This is a genomic window from Sphingobacterium deserti (assembly GCF_000757725.1).
Taxonomy (GTDB): domain Bacteria; phylum Bacteroidota; class Bacteroidia; order Sphingobacteriales; family Sphingobacteriaceae; genus Sphingobacterium; species Sphingobacterium deserti.
The window spans coordinates 1-19604 of the sequence record NZ_JJMU01000062.1; the positions used below are offsets into that span (position 1 = coordinate 1).

At 41.4% G+C, this 19604-nt stretch carries 18 protein-coding genes; 12 read left to right on the forward strand and 6 right to left on the reverse strand.

Annotated features, from left to right (window positions below):
• Positions 1-1238 precede the first annotated feature (1238 nt).
• Complete coding sequence (locus DI53_RS16110) at positions 1239-1433, reverse strand: cold-shock protein (RefSeq protein WP_037502086.1); 195 nt, start codon at positions 1431-1433, stop codon at positions 1239-1241.
• A gap of 180 nt (positions 1434-1613) precedes the next feature.
• On the opposite strand from DI53_RS16110, the gene DI53_RS16115 reads away from it, so the two are divergent.
• The gene (locus tag DI53_RS16115; RefSeq protein ID WP_037502089.1) at positions 1614-2081 is read left to right on the forward strand and encodes a hypothetical protein; all 468 of its coding nucleotides are present in this window, start codon (positions 1614-1616) and stop codon (positions 2079-2081) included.
• Positions 2082-2265: 184 nt separating this feature from the next.
• On the forward strand, positions 2266-3195 hold the full coding sequence (locus DI53_RS16120; RefSeq protein ID WP_037502092.1) for a sensor histidine kinase: 930 nt from the start codon (positions 2266-2268) through the stop codon (positions 3193-3195).
• 8 nt (positions 3196-3203) lie between these two features.
• On the opposite strand, the gene DI53_RS16125 is transcribed toward DI53_RS16120, so the two are convergent.
• Both DI53_RS16125 and DI53_RS16130 read right to left on the reverse strand, forming a co-directional pair.
• Positions 3204-4301 carry a sensor histidine kinase gene (locus tag DI53_RS16125; protein WP_037502095.1) on the reverse strand — a complete coding sequence of 366 codons (1098 nt, stop codon included), beginning with the start codon at positions 4299-4301 and terminating at the stop codon, positions 3204-3206.
• A gap of 63 nt (positions 4302-4364) precedes the next feature.
• On the reverse strand, positions 4365-4754 hold the full coding sequence (locus tag DI53_RS16130) for a response regulator (RefSeq protein ID WP_052072488.1): 390 nt from the start codon (positions 4752-4754) through the stop codon (positions 4365-4367).
• A 614-nt stretch (positions 4755-5368) separates the two neighbouring features.
• On the opposite strand from DI53_RS16130, the gene DI53_RS16135 reads away from it, so the two are divergent.
• The 8 genes from DI53_RS16135 (at position 5369) to DI53_RS16170 (ending at position 15730) form a co-directional block, all read left to right on the forward strand.
• Positions 5369-6871, forward strand: coding sequence for an ankyrin repeat domain-containing protein (locus DI53_RS16135; protein ID WP_241462454.1), 1503 nt, complete (start codon positions 5369-5371; stop codon positions 6869-6871).
• Positions 6872-6875: 4 nt separating this feature from the next.
• The gene (locus DI53_RS16140) at positions 6876-7361 is read left to right on the forward strand and encodes a DUF2271 domain-containing protein (protein ID WP_037502098.1); all 486 of its coding nucleotides are present in this window, start codon (positions 6876-6878) and stop codon (positions 7359-7361) included.
• Positions 7362-7381: 20 nt separating this feature from the next.
• Positions 7382-9580, forward strand: a complete 2199-nt coding sequence (locus DI53_RS16145; RefSeq protein ID WP_037502102.1) for a PepSY domain-containing protein — start codon at positions 7382-7384, stop codon at positions 9578-9580.
• A 24-nt stretch (positions 9581-9604) separates the two neighbouring features.
• Positions 9605-10579 (forward strand): FAD:protein FMN transferase, encoded by a 975-nt coding sequence (locus tag DI53_RS16150; protein WP_052072489.1) that lies wholly within the window; start codon positions 9605-9607, stop codon positions 10577-10579.
• 250 nt (positions 10580-10829) lie between these two features.
• Positions 10830-11639: a hypothetical protein gene (locus DI53_RS16155; protein ID WP_037502105.1), complete on the forward strand. Its 810-nt coding sequence runs from the start codon at positions 10830-10832 to the stop codon at positions 11637-11639.
• Complete coding sequence (locus DI53_RS16160) at positions 11636-12403, forward strand: methyltransferase domain-containing protein (RefSeq protein WP_037502112.1); 768 nt, start codon at positions 11636-11638, stop codon at positions 12401-12403. The genes DI53_RS16155 and DI53_RS16160 overlap by 4 nt, the downstream gene beginning before the upstream one ends.
• A gap of 10 nt (positions 12404-12413) precedes the next feature.
• Entirely contained in the window at positions 12414-14567 is a 2154-nt protein-coding gene (locus tag DI53_RS16165; RefSeq protein WP_037502117.1) for a sensor histidine kinase, read from the forward strand.
• Positions 14568-14644: 77 nt separating this feature from the next.
• Entirely contained in the window at positions 14645-15730 is a 1086-nt protein-coding gene (locus tag DI53_RS16170) for a sensor histidine kinase (protein WP_037502123.1), read from the forward strand.
• Positions 15731-15787: 57 nt separating this feature from the next.
• On the opposite strand, the gene DI53_RS16175 is transcribed toward DI53_RS16170, so the two are convergent.
• The 3 genes from DI53_RS16175 to DI53_RS16185 all read right to left on the reverse strand — a co-directional run bounded on the left by DI53_RS16175 (position 15788) and on the right by DI53_RS16185 (position 18363).
• Positions 15788-16258, reverse strand: coding sequence for a response regulator (locus DI53_RS16175; RefSeq protein WP_037502126.1), 471 nt, complete (start codon positions 16256-16258; stop codon positions 15788-15790).
• Between the two features lie 237 nt (positions 16259-16495).
• Positions 16496-17677: a metallophosphoesterase gene (locus tag DI53_RS16180; RefSeq protein ID WP_037502132.1), complete on the reverse strand. Its 1182-nt coding sequence runs from the start codon at positions 17675-17677 to the stop codon at positions 16496-16498.
• A gap of 53 nt (positions 17678-17730) precedes the next feature.
• Positions 17731-18363 (reverse strand): hypothetical protein, encoded by a 633-nt coding sequence (locus tag DI53_RS16185; RefSeq protein ID WP_052072490.1) that lies wholly within the window; start codon positions 18361-18363, stop codon positions 17731-17733.
• A 153-nt stretch (positions 18364-18516) separates the two neighbouring features.
• On the opposite strand from DI53_RS16185, the gene DI53_RS16190 reads away from it, so the two are divergent.
• Together DI53_RS16190 and DI53_RS16195 are read left to right on the forward strand one after the other, a co-directional pair.
• Entirely contained in the window at positions 18517-18726 is a 210-nt protein-coding gene (locus DI53_RS16190) for a hypothetical protein (RefSeq protein WP_037502138.1), read from the forward strand.
• A gap of 142 nt (positions 18727-18868) precedes the next feature.
• Positions 18869-19543 carry a hypothetical protein gene (locus tag DI53_RS16195; protein ID WP_052072491.1) on the forward strand — a complete coding sequence of 225 codons (675 nt, stop codon included), beginning with the start codon at positions 18869-18871 and terminating at the stop codon, positions 19541-19543.
• Positions 19544-19604: the final 61 nt, after the last annotated feature.

Below are 19604 nucleotides of genomic sequence, written 5' to 3' on the forward strand. Positions count from 1 at the left end.
ACAAAAGTATTTGCCTTGCCGCGGCATGCGGCGGAAAGGTTGTGCGATGGGCAAACTGTTCAAAATGCAGTAGTGCGAGAAGTTTATATCTCCTTTATTTTATCGCTTCTTCCCATTTTCAAACGAAATGTCGCATCAGTTTTGTTGCGTCTGTAGTCATTTGCCTTCGCACTATCTAATAAGGATGCAACAAAAGTAAGCGACGGGGTTTTGAATACTTTTGCCCTTCAAAAGTATTTGCCTTGCCGCGGCATGCGGCGGAAGGGTTTGAGCGAGGGACAATCCGTTTAGAAACTACATTACCCTACAAAGTATTTGCCTTGCCGCGGCATGCGGCAGATCGCTTGTCCCTAGCCGGGACTGGGCCATACTTTTTCAGATGAAAAAGTATACAAAAAATCTTTGTTTCATCGAGGCGATCTTGCACACAACCCAACCCGCAGCGAAAGGCTGCCTATCAGGCTAGATGACATCCCAAAATCCTTTTAGATTGGATTTCGGGAAATAATCTCATGCCTGCCCATACCCACAAGGCCACGGCAGCACTCCGCTGATACCATCGCTTGATGAAACGTAAAATTCCGTTACCTGGTTTTTGAGCTGATGCGGCTGGTCTTTCGATTTATTAGTAGTGGGTAATGAAAATAGGTTGTAGTATATAGTACTGCGTAATGCGTATAGCGTAGTGAGAAATTTTTTAAGAGCTATTATAATGCATTTGCCAATTTTAAACGAAATGTCGCATTTGAAGGGGTATTGCGTAATGTGTATCCGTAGTGCGAAAAGTTTAAGTTTCCCATACTTTATTGCTTCTTTCCATTGTTAAACGAAATGTCGCCTCGAAAGCTTTGCAATATGTATTCATTTGCCATAGCACAAACCTCCCCTGCAAAGGTTTCAAGCGACGGGGTTTTGAATGCTTTTGCCCTACAAAGTATTTGCCTTGCCGCGGCATGCGGCGGAAGGGTTTGAGCGAGGGACAATCCGTTTAGAAACTACATTACCCTTACAAAAGTATTTGCCTTGCCGCGACGCGTCTGAAATATACAGGAAGGTGAGTGTATGGAATAATTTGATATTTGCCTTGGCTAAGTAATATAGAGGACTCTACAACTGATTCGACCTGAAATCACAGACCTATGCGACAAACCATAAAAAAAGCTCACCAGTACTTTCAGTATTGGGGAGCTTTTTTTAACAGCCTTGCTAAGCAAGACTAAGCGTTGTGGTCGTAAAAATTATCTTACTACACGTACATTTTTTGCATTGATTCCTTTTTTCCCTTCTTCAGTCTCATATTCAACTGTATCATTTTCGCGAATATTGCCCAGTAATCCTGTAGAGTGTACAAAAATGTCTTTACCTCCGTTAGAAGGTGTAATAAAACCGAATCCCTTTGTTTCGTTGAAAAATTTAACTTTGCCTTGTTGCATGTCCTTAAAATTAGTAAATAAAGCTTTTTTTAATAACGTAAATTACGTTAAAATATTGAATATACAATATTTATTCCAAAGAGTGAAACTTCCTTAAAATTCTTGGCAGTAAGGGGGAGCTTTTATATTGTCCAGTGATTTATAGAAAACAATCTGCTTGGCTAACTGTTTTCTAAGTGTATGGAATGGAAAGAAAGATTATGGGGCTTTAATGCTATCTACGGTTTTTATGAAAATCCGCAAATATTCAATTTTGAGTTTAATCCAGAGCGATTGATCGTGCGAAATTTGGCACTTCGTACAGCTAATAGGCAGTTGTATAAAGACTTTTTATACGATAATTACCCCTTTCACTTGCGGGCAGAGCTCAAAAAATTTGATCGCGTGGCGAATAATCTACTGAAGCTTACAGCCGCCGATGCTGCCCGTTTTTTCGAATCTAATGAGGTAAATGTTGTTTGTTCTGATCTAGACTATCGGGAAGAGTCGGCCATTTACACGGCATTGTCTGTAGAAGAAGGTGAACTCAAATCCTTCATGCGAAATGTCGACAAAAATCTTGTCGAAAATTATGTTCTTCCGGAACAGTTGGTAAATAGAACATTTTTGTGGATTGACGGATCAGCACTGTCAAACTTCGCTGTTTAGTATTACAAACATTTATCGTGTTGCCTGTTGCATTGCAATAACTATTCTTTTTGAATTAACCGCATGCGTGGAGACAATATTTTATTGCTTATATCCTTGTTTTACACTTAAAATTGTTTGGTAGAAGTGTTATAATTACTATTTTTGTGTCGTAATTTTGTGACTTATTATTACCAAATTAGCTATGAAAAGTGAGGAAATTATTTACGTCCTGGTCGCCGCAGTCGTTGTCAGCAAAGTTATTATAGGTTTTTTAATATACTACTTACTGAAACGTAAGCGTGAATTGCTAGTAGAAAGAACTAATCTTTACAACACGAATAGAGAATTGCAAGACCATATCGCGGTTATCGAACAACAGCAAAAAGAGCTTTTATCTGCTGAAAATTTTAAGCTGAAAATTCTGTCTTTAGCCTCGCATGATTTAAGAACTCCATTTCAAGAGTTACTAATCCTTTTTGAACATGTCGAAACATTAGGTTTGAGCGATAAGGAATTTAAAGAGCTGATCGCGGATATCAAATACAAGGCAAGTGTATCCAAAGGAATGTTGGATAACGTTTTGGTTTGGACGGCCGGGCAGTTGCGAAAAAAAGATTATTCCGTAACACCCTTTTCCTTGTTAGAGCAAGTAGGCGTGGCTAGAGATCTTTTCGGAATACAATTGAAGACGAAAGAGCTGGTGTTAGATTGTAAAGTCGAACCATCTATGATGCTGGTCGGAAATGTGGAAATATTCAATTTTGTGTTGCGCAATTTGTTGAGTAATGCGATAAAGTATAGCCAAGTGGGCGGATCAATCAAGATTGGTATTTCAACCGAAGATAATGAGGTAGCTGGATTTTATGTCCAAGATTTTGGTAAGGGGATAGATAAAGATCGATTGACGAACTTGCGCAACGGCGAAGCGGTCAACAGTCAGACTGGTACGAAAGATGAAGTGGGTGCTGGACTAGGACTTTCATTGTGTAGAGACCTGTTGGCGAAGGTAGGTTGGTCTTTGAATGTAGAGAGTGAATTGAATCACGGCAGTTGTTTTACTTTACGATTTCGCGCAGAGGCATCGGATTATAAGATGCCTAACCAAGATCAACTGCGATCCAAAGCAAGTTAGGCTGTGTATTAGTCTTTCGTTAAATCGGTGATATTTACAATTTTTTTAATCTTTTCGTCTAATTCGCGGGTACATAATTTAAGCATCTCCAGTTCTTCAGGCACTTGGTCTCCAAGCTTTTCATTAAGGTATTCGACGATTCCTAAGATGGAAGACACTGGGCGTCGGAGGTCATGTGATTGATAGAATGCCACTTTCTTTAAGTGCTCATTCTGTAGCGTCAATTGTGCTTCCTGTTCGATTTTTTGGGTAACATCGAGCGCATTGCACGACACGCCCATTACCCGATCATCAGGGTCAAAAGCAGGTTCAAAATGAACTAACCAGTTAAGAGGCACGTCTTCATCCATAGAGTCCATCTGAAGCACACAACGTTCACCTCTGATTGCGCGACTATAATGTTCAACAAAATCTGGCTCCACATGTTCCTGGACATATAAACGAATATCATCCCCCTCTTTGGGTACCACACCTACATTTTTAACAATCAGATCGTTAAAAATTTTGTTAAAGCTCAATATGCGAAACTCCGTGTCTAATAATAAATGTAAAACCAATCTACTATTGAAAAATGACTTCAGTTGTATCTGCGAGAGGCGTACATCTTTCAGCTGTTCTTTTAACAACATGATACTCGCTTCCAGTTCAAAAAGCTGAACGATCTGTTTTGCTAATATGCCCAGCATAGACAGTTGCGTTTCTGAAAGGGTAAGGCAATCATCATTTAAAACACACAAACTCCCTACGTGATGTCCATCATGTGTTAACAAAGGAACGCCGGCATAAAAACGAATGTATGGATGGCCTTTCACATAGGGGTGTTCCGCAAGATCGGGACGTACACGAACATCGGGTACAATTACAGGCTGATATCCACCAATAGTTAGGTTACAAAACGAATCGTTCCATTTTGCATCGTCTATTTCGAGCCCCCAGTTGTAGCGAAAATGATGTGATACCGTATCCAGGATGGTGATAGATGCTATTTTAGCTTCACATATTTCAGCAGCTAGCCGCACTAAGTCGCGAACTTCTTTTTCATTTTCAAACTGGATGGTCAAGAAACGATCTAACGCTCTTAACCGTCTTATCTCTCTTAATGGCATAATGCTTCCGTCTTTTTACTAACATGCATATTGGCAGTTATGTCTTGAATGATCGACACGGTACTAAATTTCCAATGCAGCTTTATATATGCTATCGAAAACGGTCGGATCGATCGGTTTTTTCAGATAATCTTTTATCAATGATTTAGAAAGACTTCGTTCTCGATCACCTGCCGCAATCGATGAACTCACCATATACACATGGCTCTCGCTAAAAATAGGCATGGCCTCCATGCTTTCTAGCAGCGCCCATCCGTCCATAATTGGCATATTGATGTCAACTAAAATCAATTTAGGAAGACGATGGCTGCCATTGTTCGAGTCCAAAAAATATTCCATAGCTTCCATACCATTATTAAAAAATAGCATTTCCACATCACTCGAACAATTGCTGAAGTATGTTCTGCATAAAAACTGAAAGACAGGATCATCATCCACAATACTTATTAACATATGTAAATAATATATTTGTTTAGTTAAAATCGTAAAACCAGCTCGTAATCAAATTAGTGCACCAATATTACGAAAAAGATGTTTAAAATGCGTCCAAGTAACAATAATAATAAGAACCCCAGCGCCACCAATTACGGTCAAAATAGATTCGCGTTAAATTTTATAACGAACTTCGATGATGATTGTTTTTAGCATAGGCTAATGAGGCTTTACTAAATTGAATTTTTTAAAAATATGTAAAGAAAAGTTTACACGAACGTTGATGTGAACATTTATCTACGTTTTATTTAAACTTGCTTGACATTTATACAGTCGTTCCAATAGCGATTCCATTTCTTTTTAATCTATTTTGAAACGCCTATATTCCTCGCACGCCCAGATCTAGACGTTCAAAACCGTAAACTTAATCTAGTAAGACCTTAATTTTGTTATTCCCTTGCTGACGATTCAAGCCAACAACAGTTGGTTCGAGAAAATCTGCGCTAACATGTGCTGATATATTCAGAAATATTTGTCAACAATAGGGAATAAAAGCCCCAAAAATAATCTTAAGCAGGAGATTTTACTATATTTGCCCTTAATTTAGATTTAGTTTAAATAGTTAACTTGCTCGTATGATAAGGAGATATATTTTGTCGGCGCTATTGCTTAGCGCTCTGTGTGGTAAAGCACAGCAAACTACATTATTAACTGCAGACTTTTGGAAATCCAAACCGTCCTTGGTTCAAGTGAAAGCCGAGATTGAAAACGGGAGTAGCCCTTCTCAGCCGAACGCGGCGTCATGGGATCCGGTGTCACTGGCTATCATGAACAGAGCATCTAACGACGTGATACAGTTTTTGATCGAGCAAGAAGGTAATGGCGTTAACAAGAAAACGCACCACAGCCGCAGTTATTTACACTGGGCAGCGTCCAGTGGAAATCTAGAATTAGTAGAATACCTTATCAGCAAAGGTTCCGATGTGCAGTACCAAGATAGTCATGGTGATGCAATAGCGGCCTACGCAGCTTCAACCGGAAATAAAAACACCGCCGTGTTTGATGCGTTATTTGCGGCCGGAGTTGATCCAAAACATCGCTATGATGGAGGAGCAAATTTGTTACTGTTAGCTATTGCTTCCGACAATGACTTATCAATAACAGAATATTTTATAGGGAAAGGACTTTCCATTGAAGCTACCGACGAATATGGCCGTAATGCTGCAGACTACGCTGCAAAGCTGGGCAATATGGAGCTGGTACAAAAACTTATTAGTAAAGGTGTGCGCCCGACCGGTAACGCACTGTTCTTTGCTGCGCAAGGCTCTAGACAAGCCAGCAACGGGTTACCCGTTTATAAGCACTTGATTGAAGAGCTAAAGTTAGATCCTAAAGCAATAAATAAGGATGGCGCTACCATTCTCCATATGCTTGTGAGACGACCAGATATGGAACTTATAAACTATTTGATCGACAAAGGCGTCGACCTTGAGAAAGCTGATAACGAGGGCAACACCGTATTAATGAACGCGGCAGCAGGAAGAGACGCCGAGCTTGTTAAACTTCTTCTTTCAAAAGCGCAACATGTTAATGCACAAAATGACAAAGGGGAATCTGCCCTGACTCGCTCTATTGCGAACGGCTCGGCAGAGATTGCCTCCATTTTACTTGAAAATGGTGCAGATATCAACGTGTTAGATAAAGATGGAAAAAATTTGGCTTATCACTGGTTTAATTCGTTTAGAGAGATGAGTCAAAACCCTTCAAATGCCGGTAGAGGCGTAGCAGGCAACGATTTTGAAGAAAAGCTTATGCTTTTTAAAGGAAGAAACTTCTCTGTTGTTCAAAACCAAAAAGACGGAAGTTCATTGTTCCATATTGCAGTGGCAAAAGAAAGCCCTTCTTTAGTAAAGAAAGCTGCTGAACTCGGTGCGGATGTAAACGCGCAAGACAGTGAAGGCACAACGCCGTTGCATAAGGCTGCGCTTGTTGCGAAAGATGACACCGTATTAAAATCGCTTATCGCCTTGGGTGCGAAGAAAGAGCTCAAAACGGAATTTGAGGAAACTGCGTTTGACCTGGCCAAAGAAAACGAATTTTTAAGTAGTAATAATGTTTCATTGGATTTTCTAAAATAATGATATGATGAAGTTAGTGAAAATTGGAATATTGTTGATGATCTCCTTATTGTATGGCAATTATTCGATAGCGCAATCAAGCCGATACAAGTGCATGGTGCAAATGAATAGTTATGAGGGCGAAGCGGCCTATGTTATCATATCTCTCATAAGTCCCAGTGGTGCTTATGAAAAAACTCTTTCTGTGTTGGGGACAGATAAGCAATGGTACAACACGTTGAAAGAATGGTATAAATTTCAAACAAAATCAAAAGAGAAGTTGAGTGCCGTAACAGGTGCTTCCGTTGGCGGAGGTGATCGAGCGGTGCGTACGTTGGTTATTGATGATGCGAAGTTGAATAAGGGATATAAACTGCGTTTCGAGTCGGCAGTAGAAGAACAAAAGTACCATGTACAGGACGTTGAAATCCCGTTAACGACAGAGGCCATTACAGCGCGCGCGACAGGGAAGGGATATATTCGTTTCGTGAAGCTGAATAAGACACCTTAACGCGATCAGCCTAATAAATAATGACCTTATCTATATGGAGGTATGCTCATTTGGCGCTCGCCGTGCTATCTTCACTATTTCTATTTATTCTTGCTATCACAGGCGCCATTTTGGCGCTTGATGCTGTTCTGGAAAAAACAGCTGGCCATAAGGTTCAGAATTTTGAAGAATTGGCCCTTGCAGATGTTATACCGGTAATGCGCCAGCATTATACGGAAATAATCGATTTGTCAGTCGATCATAATGGATTCGTGCAGATCGATGCATTCGACGTGGAGGGAAATGCCGTGAAGGCCTATGTAGATCCTAACACAGGGAAGCAGTTGGGTGATGTTACGTTGAAAAATAATTTTATCCAGGGTGTAACAGCGCTGCATCGATCACTATTCTTGCATGAAACCGGGCGGATTATTGTCGGCACGGCCTCCTTTCTTCTGCTACTGATTACGGTAAGTGGGTTTGTATTGATTGTGAAGCGACAAAAGGGGCTGCGGTATTTTTTTGCAAAGATAAATCGTGATTTTTTGGCGCAATACCTGCACGTTGTCGCAGGGCGCTGGAGCCTGCTTCCCATCTTGCTGATCGCACTGACAGGCACCTATTTATTTCTTGCTAGGATGGATTTGTTTAAGCAGCCTCCGCTAACGATAAAAAAAGAACTGAAGGCAGGGAGCACTGATCAGCAAGCTTTAGCAGATTTTACAATATTTAAAACGACGAAACTAGCCGAAACGGTGAAAGTCGAGTTTCCATTTATAGAAGACGATCCGGAAGAATTTTTCTTATTGTCGACGAAAGAAGGAAACTTCACCGTGAATCAGGTTACTGGCGATGTGGTGGAAGAGACCAAATTTTCTTTCGCTGTGCTTTTGGAAAAATGGAGTTTGGACCTGCACACCGGAAGAACACATATGTTATTGGCAATAGTGCTCGGTGTGGCCTCTTTAAATATTATATTGTTTATCTATTCGGGTTTTGTCATTACCTATAGACGAACACGGAATAAAATCAAAAATCGCTACAAGGCAGAAGAGTGCTCAATTGTGATCTTCGTCGGATCTGAAAACGGAAGCACTGTCTTTTTCGCAAATCAGATACACGATCAATTGCTCCAAGCGGGTAAACGATCTGTCATCTTAGAGATGAATAATTACCGGGTTTTACCTAAAGCCGAGCATTTTATTTTTTTGACCTCAACCTTTGGTTTAGGAGACGCACCTACGAATGCGAACCAATTTCTATCGCTTCTGAGCTCTTGCGACCAGCAGCGAGCAATTTACTTTTCCGTTGTGGGGTTTGGTTCGCGATCGTATGAGGACTACTGCGGATACGCCATTGCGGTAGACGCTATGCTGGAGAAGCAATCCTGGGCTAAGCGTTTGTTGCCGGTTAACACGGTCAATAATAGAGCGGCGGAAGAATTCGTCGTTTGGGCGACGAATTGGTCTGAGAAAACGGGTATAGTCCTGCATACTACCCCCGCCGTTTACCAATCGCAGACAGTGGGATTAAGAAAAATGAAGGTTATCGAAAAGACAAATGTCACAGACGATAATCAAACATTCAAAGTAGTTTTAAAGCCAGTTTCAAAGACACGCTTTTTATCCGGCGATCTTTTAGGAGTTTATCCAACAGCCACTAACGACGAGCGATTTTATTCTATTGGTGCACATGAGGGGCTTGTGCACTTGCTGGTCAAACTCCATCCCCAGGGGTTGGGATCTAATTTTCTATATGGACTGCAACCGGGCAAGACTATTAACGCCCGAATTCTGATGAATGCACATTTTCATTTTCCAGCACACGCACATCATGTACTGATGATCGCTAACGGAACTGGGGTAGCACCTTTTCTTGGCATGATCATGAGCAATACACGGTTCGTTGCGGCGCATCTGTATGTGGGCTTCAGGCATAATAATGCGATGGCTGAAAATTACAATGTATTTGCCAATGAATCCATCAAGCAAAGAAAGCTGAGTAGCTATGCGGTGGCATTTTCCAGAGAAAAAGAGTCGCAATATGTAATGGATCTCATCCATCGGGATGCACATTTCGTTATGGATCTGTTAGCAAGCGGCGGTGTTATAATGATCTGCGGTTCGTTAGCAATGCAAAAGGATGTGGAAACGCTGCTGGAGCAGCTTCTTATTGCAAATCAATGCCAGTCCTTATCTACCTATAAACAGCGCGGCCAGTTGTTGGCAGATTGCTATTAAGGCTGTAATGTTTTACGAAATATCATGAGCAAACCGATTAACGTTATTCTCGCTGTTTTTATTGTACATTTCTGTCTATCGGTAGATGCATTTGCGCAGGTAACGTTAACGCGGAAGGCGACGCTTATGGGGTCGAAGTTTGAATTTGCGCTGGTAGAAAAAGATAGCACGCTTGCAAATAAACGATTGGATGAAGTTATCAACGAGGTGCAGCGTATTGAAAATTTGATCTCTGAATGGCAACCACATACGCAGATTTCGGAAGTAAACCGGTATGCTGGCGTGCAGCCTGTAAAGGTGGATCGAGAAGTTTTTGACTTAACAGTCCGTGCCCTCTATTTTTCGAGAATAACCGATGGCGCCTTCGATATTAGTATTGCTGCACTAGATAAGATATGGCGATTTGATGATAGTATGGAAAGATTGCCGACACAAGAAGCAATTCAGAAGTCGGTTGAAAAGGTAGGCTTTCAGGATATTATTTTAGACAGCAATGCGTGCACAATTTTTTTGGCGCGTGAAGGTATGAAGATCGGATTTGGCTCCATCGGGAAAGGCTATGCTGCCGACAGATGCCGCAGTATCCTGATAAAAAGTGGCGTGACCAGTGGCTTGATAAATGCATCAGGCGATATCGCTACCTGGGGAAACCAACTTGGTGGGGATCCTTGGTTGATTGGCTTGAGAAACCCATTTAATCAGCATAAAATGATCAGGCTATTAAAACTGCGGGAAAGTGCTGTAGCGACGTCAGGGAGCTATGAGAAGTATGTGGAATTTGAAGGGAAGAGGTATGCGCATATCATCAATCCAAAAACGGGATATCCGAGCACCGGGCTGGTCAGTGTTACGATCTATGGGCCGTCGGCCGAGTTTGCAAATGGATTAAGCACCTCCATTATGGTGATGGGATTAAAAGCAGGCATTAAACTTCTGCATAAATATCCAGCTTATAAAGGCATCTTTGTTACAGATCGAGGAAAAGTTGTACGGCGATAAGTCTCTTGAAGTCCTAAGTCACAATAACATGATTAATTTCCAGCCAAGAGCCTCCCATCATCTTTTACATAATCTATGGGTCTTCCATGTCAACGCGCTGTTCAATTTCTCACAACAGCAAGCTATGACAGGCTTTTTCACACACTATTAAAAAAATGTTCATGGAGCATTTTCTGCGGTATAGGATGAAGTGAGTTTAGTTTTTAATGATTAGCTTTGCTTTTCATTGGAACACTAAATACCCTTCTTTGTGGCACTAATATTTAAAGATGGCCGTCCGGTAGTGAGGTTGCGCGCATTTCGCGCAATCGATGATCCAGAAACCTGTGAACGCTTTATCGAGGGGCATGCGCGGGTTTTAACTGCTATAGGCGTGCAAAAAGTTACCTCATCGAAGAACGACTGGATGTATAATCCAGCGGCCTTCGTACTTATTGTTGAATCATTGGACGGGGAAAACGTATTTGGCGGTGTCCGGATACATGTATCCGGAGGAAGTGAGCCGCTGCCGATTGAGCAGGCAACGGGCAATATGGATTCGGATATTTACGAGTTAGTGTATCGCCATGCTTTACAGGGCACGGGTGAGGGGTGTGGTTTGTGGAACTCCCGTGAGATAGCCGGGTACGGCATAGGTAGTATCTTCCTGACGCGCGCGGGGGCAGCCATTGCCACGCAAATCGGGATCACCTCGCTGTTTGCTCTTTGTGCCCCTTATACTGTTAAATTGGCGGAAAGCGTGGGATATCGAATCGATACAAGTGTGGGTAATAATGGCACGTTCTACTATCCGAAATTGGATCTTATCGCAACAGTCATGATTATGCATAATCTGGATACACTAAGCGAGGCCGATCAAGAAAATAAAGACGCTATCTCATCTTTACGAAACAACTCAAATGTTGTGCGGATTGAAACCTTACGGAACAAGGAGATTGAAATCCATTATCAAATCGATATACCTAATCTGAGTCAGTGGGATTTAAACCAGATTATTGAAAACCTGAAGTCCACACCAAAAGATCTCGAATCAGACGATACCAACTTAAATATATTATGACGGATGCAAAACACTATGGTGCCGCCTACCTCAGCGATACCGGAGATTTTTTAAAGAATATTAAAATGCAATCTTATGAACCTTTTGCGCATGTACAAGGGGGCGTTATTCTTGATCTAGGTTGTGGTACCGGTATGGATGCGATCAATCTAGCGGACATGTTGAAAGGTAAGTGCTCTGTGATCGGTGTGGATCATGACTCCGTTCTTATTGATAAAGCGAAAGCCGACGCTGCCGATCGCGATAATATTCGTTTCGAAAAAGGCGAAACGCATCAGTTGCCGCTAGAGGATCAATCTGCCGCAGGTATTCGGATGGAGCGTGTTGTTCAACATCTGCAAGAGCCAGACCTCACATTCGCGGAAGTGTATCGAGTTTTGCATGCGGAAGCACCATTTGTGGTTGTTGAAACGATTTGGAATAGCTTGAATCTTTATACAGGCATGGTAGAAACGGAGCAAAAAATACGCAATTATTTGGTTGATACCAAAGTAAACAACGGCTTTGCAGGAAATAAACTTACAGCGGATCTTGCCCGGCATGCATTCAAAAACATTCGTATAGATACCTATTGTATGGTGGTTCGTTCACTGGACGAAGCTAATCGCTATCTATTTTTGGAAAGGATCCTGTCGGAGATGGTCGAACAGGATGTTCTGACAGAACAGGAAGTTGCGGAGTTTTCTGCCGGCTTATTAGCTGCCGACAAGGAGGGTTTCTTTATAACTTCTATGAACATCGTCATCGCAAAAGCAACGAGATAAGCGCAGGAGCATGAAATTCTTACACTGGATACTTTTTTTGCTAGTATGCCTTGCAACGTCGTGTGCTACACACTCATCACTGCAGTTTGATGGTGTGCATGACGATCCCTACGTAACAAAGGAAATAAGTCTATATACAGGTAGCGGAGAAACGCTTTCGGAAGTTCTCCATGAGAATACGTTTAGACGGGTGGACACGGAGGTTCCGAATTTGGGAATTTCTAACACCGCTAAGTGGCTACGTTTGACTGTCAAAAACGGCGGTGAGCTTGAAAGACTTCTTCTCGAAATAGCCTATCCGTTATTGGACGAGGTGGAACTCTATTCACCGCTGGAAAACGGGAATTTTGAGCATGTCAAACTTGGCGAACACGAAGTTTTTGCCCATCGAAAGTACAAAATGCCAAGCTACATATTCGACGTGTTTATTCGCAAGAATGACACTCGAGTATTTTATTTAAAAGTTAGAAGTACTGAACAAATTATCCTCCCCATGTACGTCCGGGGGAGGCTTTCCCAAGTCTTCCATACAAATAAAGATAATTTAGTTAGCGGGATCTATATAGGGATCGTGTTTATCATGGCCATCTACAACCTCTTTCTGTTCTTCTCCGTCCGCGATAGGGGATATCTTTATTACGTTATTTATGTCGTTTGCGCGGGGATTACGCAAATGGCTATTAAAGGTTATAGCTTTCAGTATTTGTGGCCGCATTGGCCGGGCTTCGCTTCGGTAGGGCCTGTGCTGTTCGGCTGCTTATCCGGATTGAGCGCACTGCTATTTGCCGACGCTTTTTTACAGTTAAAGCGAAATGCCAATTCCGCACGTCGTGTGTTTAGCGTATTTATCGTCCTATTCATTCTGAGCGCACTACTGGCTGTCATCGGGCTAAAGCAGAAGGCGTTTTTAGCTATGCAACTGACGACAGGTCTTGCTTCGATTTTTGTGTTATACGTATCTTACAGAGTAATGATACGCGGTTACCGGCCTGCAAAATACTTTGTTTTTGGTTGGACGATCCTATTGATAGGATCCGTAATATTCCTGTTGAAGGACTACGGAATTTTAAATTACAATGATTTCACAAGCAATGCGGTACAAATTGCTTCCGTGATAGAAATGGCTTTACTATCTTTCGGTTTGGCTTATAGCATCAATATGTTAAAACAGGAAAAGGAGATGTCGCAGGCACGGGAGCTGGCGATCTCCTTGGAAAACGAGCGATTGATTCGTGAGCAAAATGCACTTTTAGAATCCAAAGTCGAAGAGCGTACGTCAGAATTGAGAAGCTCCAATGAATCGTTGCAAAGCACTTTGCAGCATCTAAAGGAAACGCAATCTCAGCTAGTGGAGGCGGAGAAGATGGCGTCGTTGGGTCAGCTCACGGCGGGGGTCGCACATGAAATAAACAATCCGATAAATTTTGTCACATCCAATGTTGCTCCTTTGAAGCGTGATATCAAAATGGTTTGGGAAACTCTGGATTATGTGGAAGAGATAGCCGTTGAAGAAACACTGTCTTTAGCAGAAAAGCGCGCGCGCATCAAATCTTTCAAAGATGAATTGGATATAGACTATTTGAAGACTGAGGTAGAGTTTCTGTTAAAAGGAATGCATGATGGGGCATATCGAACGGCAGAAATTGTGAAGAGTTTACGAATCTTTTCCCGGGTAGATGAGGACACCGTCAAGTTTGCAGATCTGAATGAAGGTTTAGAATCGACCATGGTTATTTTAAGTAGCCTGATGCGTGAGGGGATCGAAGTCGATAAAAAATATGGTGACCTGCCAAAGGTAGAATGCCACGCGGGCAAGCTAAATCAAGTCTTTTTAAATATTTTGACAAATGCCGTATACGCGATCAACAAAAAATTTGACAGCAAACCTGGGGGCAAGCTGCAAATAGAGACTGGTATTCATGCAGATAGCAACTATATTTATATACGTATTACCGACAACGGTATTGGAATACCCGACGACGTCCGTGAGAAAATTTTTGAACCATTTTTTACCACCAAGGACGTGGGAGAAGGTACTGGTTTGGGTATGTCAATCGCCTACAACACCGTAGCTAAGCACCATGGCAAGATTCTTGTCGATTCAGTGGTGGGGCGGGGAACAACCTTTACTTTACTGATTCCTATTGAACAGAATAATTTGTAAAAGGACTGCCAAAACCGCGCAAATATGATTAACTTCGTTTACACGCTCACAAGTTAGCATTTTAGAGTTGTTGGACTATGCAAAAGAAAATACAGGTATTATATATTGATGATGAAATAAATAATTTGGTAGGTTTTAAAGCCAACTTTAGATATCAATATGATATTTACATTGCATCCAGCACGCGCGAAGCGGAGGACATTTTGGCCGAAAACCCAGATATTAGAATTATCTTTTGCGACCAACGCATGCCAGACGAACTTGGCGTAAACTTCTTACAGCGCATTAAACGTGAATACCCCAGACCCATACGCATCTTGCTAACTGCTTATGCAGATATGGAGACCGTTGTTGATGCTGTTAACAAAGGGCATATATTTCGATTTGTTCGGAAGCCTTGGGTCGAAGAAGAAATTATCTCTTCGATCGAAGAAGCAGACAGGTTTTACGTAGCAAATTCTCTTTTGGATATTCAAAATGAGCAATTGCGAAAAGCCTACGATGAGCTGGATAAATTTGCTTATAGCGTGAGCCACGATCTTCGCGATCCGCTATCAGGCGTGCTTTCGGCCGTAAAGCTGGCGCTACAGTTTGATCAAGTGGAGCACATCCATGAATTATTAGGATTAATGGTCGATTCACTGACCAAGCTGGACGCGTATATCGATAGCCTGCGCGATTATTATCTGCTGCGTAGAGGAGGGCTTACGCTCTCTGACATAAACTTTACGCAACTCTTTGAGGATATAGGGGAATTCTATAAAGTATCAACAAGGAGTAACGAGGTCATCTTGACAACGCATGTAGATCAAAATAGTGTTTTTCGAAGTGATAAGGTCGTTCTGGAGCTAATTCTGCATAATTTACTTTCTAATGCTTTCAAATACCAACGGCAGAATTTTGATGGCAAGGCAATTGAACTTGCCGTGAAAGTAGCACACAGCGAAGCGGTAATTACTGTTCGTGATACGGGGATAGGGATTCCTGAGGAGCATCTAGATGATATATTTACGCTATTTTTTAGAGCTAGTGATCAGGCCCAGGGAATGGGGTTTGGATTGTACAATGTTCAAAGTGCGCTACTGAAATTGAAAGGGAGCATTGAAGTTGAATCTAAGCTGGGATCGGGCACCACATTCAAAGTCGTTATTCCATCAAAATAAAGCTAAGGAGTAGTCAAATAAACCGATTTTGATGTGTTGATGCGTCCTTGCCTAAATTTACGAAAGTAATTTTTGACGGAGCAAAAATTCCAGTTGTTCATTTGAAACTTCCAGCTTCGAATACGTCTCTAAAATCTGCTTCCGCTCTGCATACAATTCATAAGCACGTTGGATAGTTTGATCCAGTTCTTCTTCACTCCAAGGCTTATTTAGATAATGGAAGATTTTTCCCTTATTGACAGCATCGACAACAGCAGCCATATCCGTATAGCCCGTTAGTAAAATACGCATCGGATCGGGATCAATCTTTATAATTTCCTCTAAAAACTCGACACCCGTCATTTCCGGCATTCGCTGGTCTGTAATGATGACATCGATTGTATTGTCCCGAACAATTTCTATAGCCTTCGCACCACTGATAGCAGTGAAAACATCGTACTTAAGACGGAAGGTCGCCTTAAAAGAAATCAGGTTATTCTCCTCATCGTCAACGTAAAGAACCGTGACTTTCTTGCTTTTGTCTTCCATAGGATTTCTTCTTTTATTAAAGTTAGGCAAAAGTAACCTAATCTATCAACATAAACGGAAAAAAGTAACAAAGTGTTTTAACAAAAATAGCTTATCAAATCCTCATTAAGTAGGGGTAGATCAGATATGGCTACTTAGATAGATTAATCAATTTTATTTTATCTATTTTAAGTCTTCATCGATGTTTTTATCAATAACGCTTAAATATCAATGAAGCAAAAAGCCGTATGAGTAAATTTATGCGGATCGTCTTAATACCAAGACGGTTATTTCCGGCCACATTCCAATTCGCCCTTTTAGCCCGTGGAAACCAAATCCTCTGTTAACGTAGAGATATTGCTGACCTTTTTGATAAAGACCCGCCCATTGTTTGTAGAAATATTGAATAGGGCTCCATTTGAATCTGTTGATTTCGAAACCAAATTGCATGCCGTGGGTATGTCCAGATAATGTGAGCTGTATGGGATCTTGGTGCTGTAACACGACTTCGTCCCAATGGGAGGGATCATGTGACATTAGAATATTAAAGGAGTTTTTCGGCAAATTTGCGGTAGCTTTCGATAAGTCGCCATAACGTTGAAATCCACCTTTACCCCAATTTTCCACACCGATCAACTGTATGCTGTCCTGATCTTTTGTCAATGTTATTGATTCGTTTAGTAATAAACGAAAGCCCATATCGCTGTGATTCTGTTTAAGTTGATCCAGGTTTTGGCGTTTGGCTGTGCTGTTTTCCCAGGCCATATAGTCGCCATAATCGTGGTTTCCGAGGATGGCGAATTTCCCGTATGGAGCATCAAGCTGGGAGAAGGTATTTTTCCAACCCCTTATTTCTTCAGCAGCATTATTGACAAGATCGCCGGTAAAGAGAAGCAGATCACTACCCTGAGCGTTGGCAAGGTTAACGCCTCTTTGGACGCCACGCTGGCTTTTTAAACTGCCGGCGTGTATGTCGGATAATTGGGTGATGCTAAATCCGTCGAATGATTTTGGTAAATCCGGGAAATAGATCGTGGTTTTGCGCACTTTATAGTGATGTTTTCCACGTGTTAAACCAAATAAAATCAAGGCAAAAAGGATTGCTGCCAAAGCTACCACCACCTCGCTTACGTATGCATTTCGTGAAGGAAACCCGTTTAAAGCCCGCCCAATGTCTTCTAATACCAAGAAAGGAATGGATACCAATTTTGGAATGAAAAGTATCAGCATCGCTGACATGATCGTAGGGATATACTTCGTGCTGTTCTTCCGTAGTTTTGGAAAGGATAGCAGTAATGACAAACATAAGATTATGGCTGCGTCTAATCCCCAATAAATATAGTGAAACGCAGTATTCGAAATTAACGTAGAGAAAGCTTGATAGAAATAAATATCCCCGATGAGGAGAAGGATGAAAATAAGTGCAATTCGCTTTGCCATATAGTAGTTTTATAGCGGTAGACGTACGTCGGCTTAAATTACCTTAAATAAGCTTATTGTTCGCTCTTTATCTCATCCTCCAAAATTTCTTCTTTTCGTACAGATGTTTCAGTTTCAAGGTCATTGATAAGTGCCACAATATCATCCGGTGAAAGGTACAGTTGCGCTATTTTGTTTTTGTAACGAGTTGAAAGACCGCTGTGTCCAAGAATAAATGCCTTGGTCTTAATAATGTATGACCCCATGCCGCGGTTAACGGCAAAAGTGTCTGCAACTCGCTCCGCTTTTCGTATAAAGCGTCTTGAGAGCCAGTACAACAATCCGAACTTGGCAATGCTAAGCGTACTTCGTCGTTCGTAGTCCATCACATGTCCCAGCTCATGTCCTATCCAACCGATCAACACATCGTCTTCAATTTGGTGTATAGGCTCAATGCTGTGTTGCAGTTTAAAAACGGGGCTTATCAAAACATCATATTGTCTTTTGCTCTTTGGCCCTAGCAGTGAACCAACGACGGGTCTTGCCGCCATAATAGATCCTTTCAATTTTTGCGTGAAAATAAAGCGCACGCAAGTGTCTTTCAATTCTGGATAATGGGATAGTGCCGCCAATATTTGCGGTTCCATCACCTTTGGTATCTGCTTGTTGTCGGATAAGCCATGTATAGTTTTCGTATTATTTCCCATTCATCTTCCCTTAAGTCCGGTCATAGAACAATGCCCACGATTAAATAGTTGATATTATTTGTGAATCGGTGATTTCGGCCCCCTTAGATATGTTTTGATGCAACTACACCAAACCATTGTTACTAAACGGGCGTTCTCTAAAAAAATATCGATATGGAAAACAACGGAAATAATAAGCCACAAACTCCACAGGAACGTGGAATTGCGGAAAATGAAAAAGAAAATTACACATCTGTTTCGCCTGATAAGGACGAAAAACAGCCTTCGGAAGATAAAACGGATATTAAAGAAACGGATAAGAAGAAAGATGCAGAAAGCTCAGGAGGCGACCTAGCCGGAAATGCGGCAGGCAATGCAGATTAAGTCGTTGACGTGATGAGTTAAAATGCGAAATGAACTGATCCGCTCCAAAACGGTTATTCGGTTCATTTCGTATACCCAACCGTGCAAACACATAATGCATGACTCGCAAACATTCGCTAAATGCTACCATTAACAGCATATCATGACAAGGTTTTATTTATTGTTATTATTATCGTTTCCAAGCGTGCTTCTTTTTTGCCAGCACAAAGCTTTAGAGACAACGTATTACTATCCCAAAGATGCTAAGGATTTTGAAAGCAAAACGTCTTATCGCTATGAGGATGTTGGTGGATACATGCACGAGAAATTTGGTAATACGACGATGATAGTTGCTACTAAAAGCAGCTTCGGGATGTTTTACTTTGTTTTCAAAAAGAAAACGAAAGACAATGACGATCCTGCTAACCGTGATTTACGTGCTTTTGTGTTTGCGGAAGACCACGGGGGGCTTTTGGAAAAAGTACGTTTTCAAGATTTCGGGAATCCGCTATATTGGCCGGAATTCGACTACCAAAATTGTTTCGTCGAGGATGCTGATAAAGATGGACTTCCCGAGTTTTATTTGAGTTACATGGGAGAAAGTGATGGACTTGATGCAAAACCATATAAACAAATAGTCTATTACTTTCCGCGAGCAGTTCAGAACGGTATATTAATCAAGGCTAAAGCAACAGCTCACTACCCAGCTGGTAATGAAGAAGATGTTTATAGGACGGTGTTTGACGTCCATTGGAAAGAAATGCCCCAAGATGTAAAGAATCGGAGCAAAAAAGTGCTCGACGATCACCATAAGTATTACAAGGATAAATTTTTTTGATAAAAACTTTCAAAAATTTCCATAATTATGAGAACTTTGTTTCATAATTAGAGACTATGGA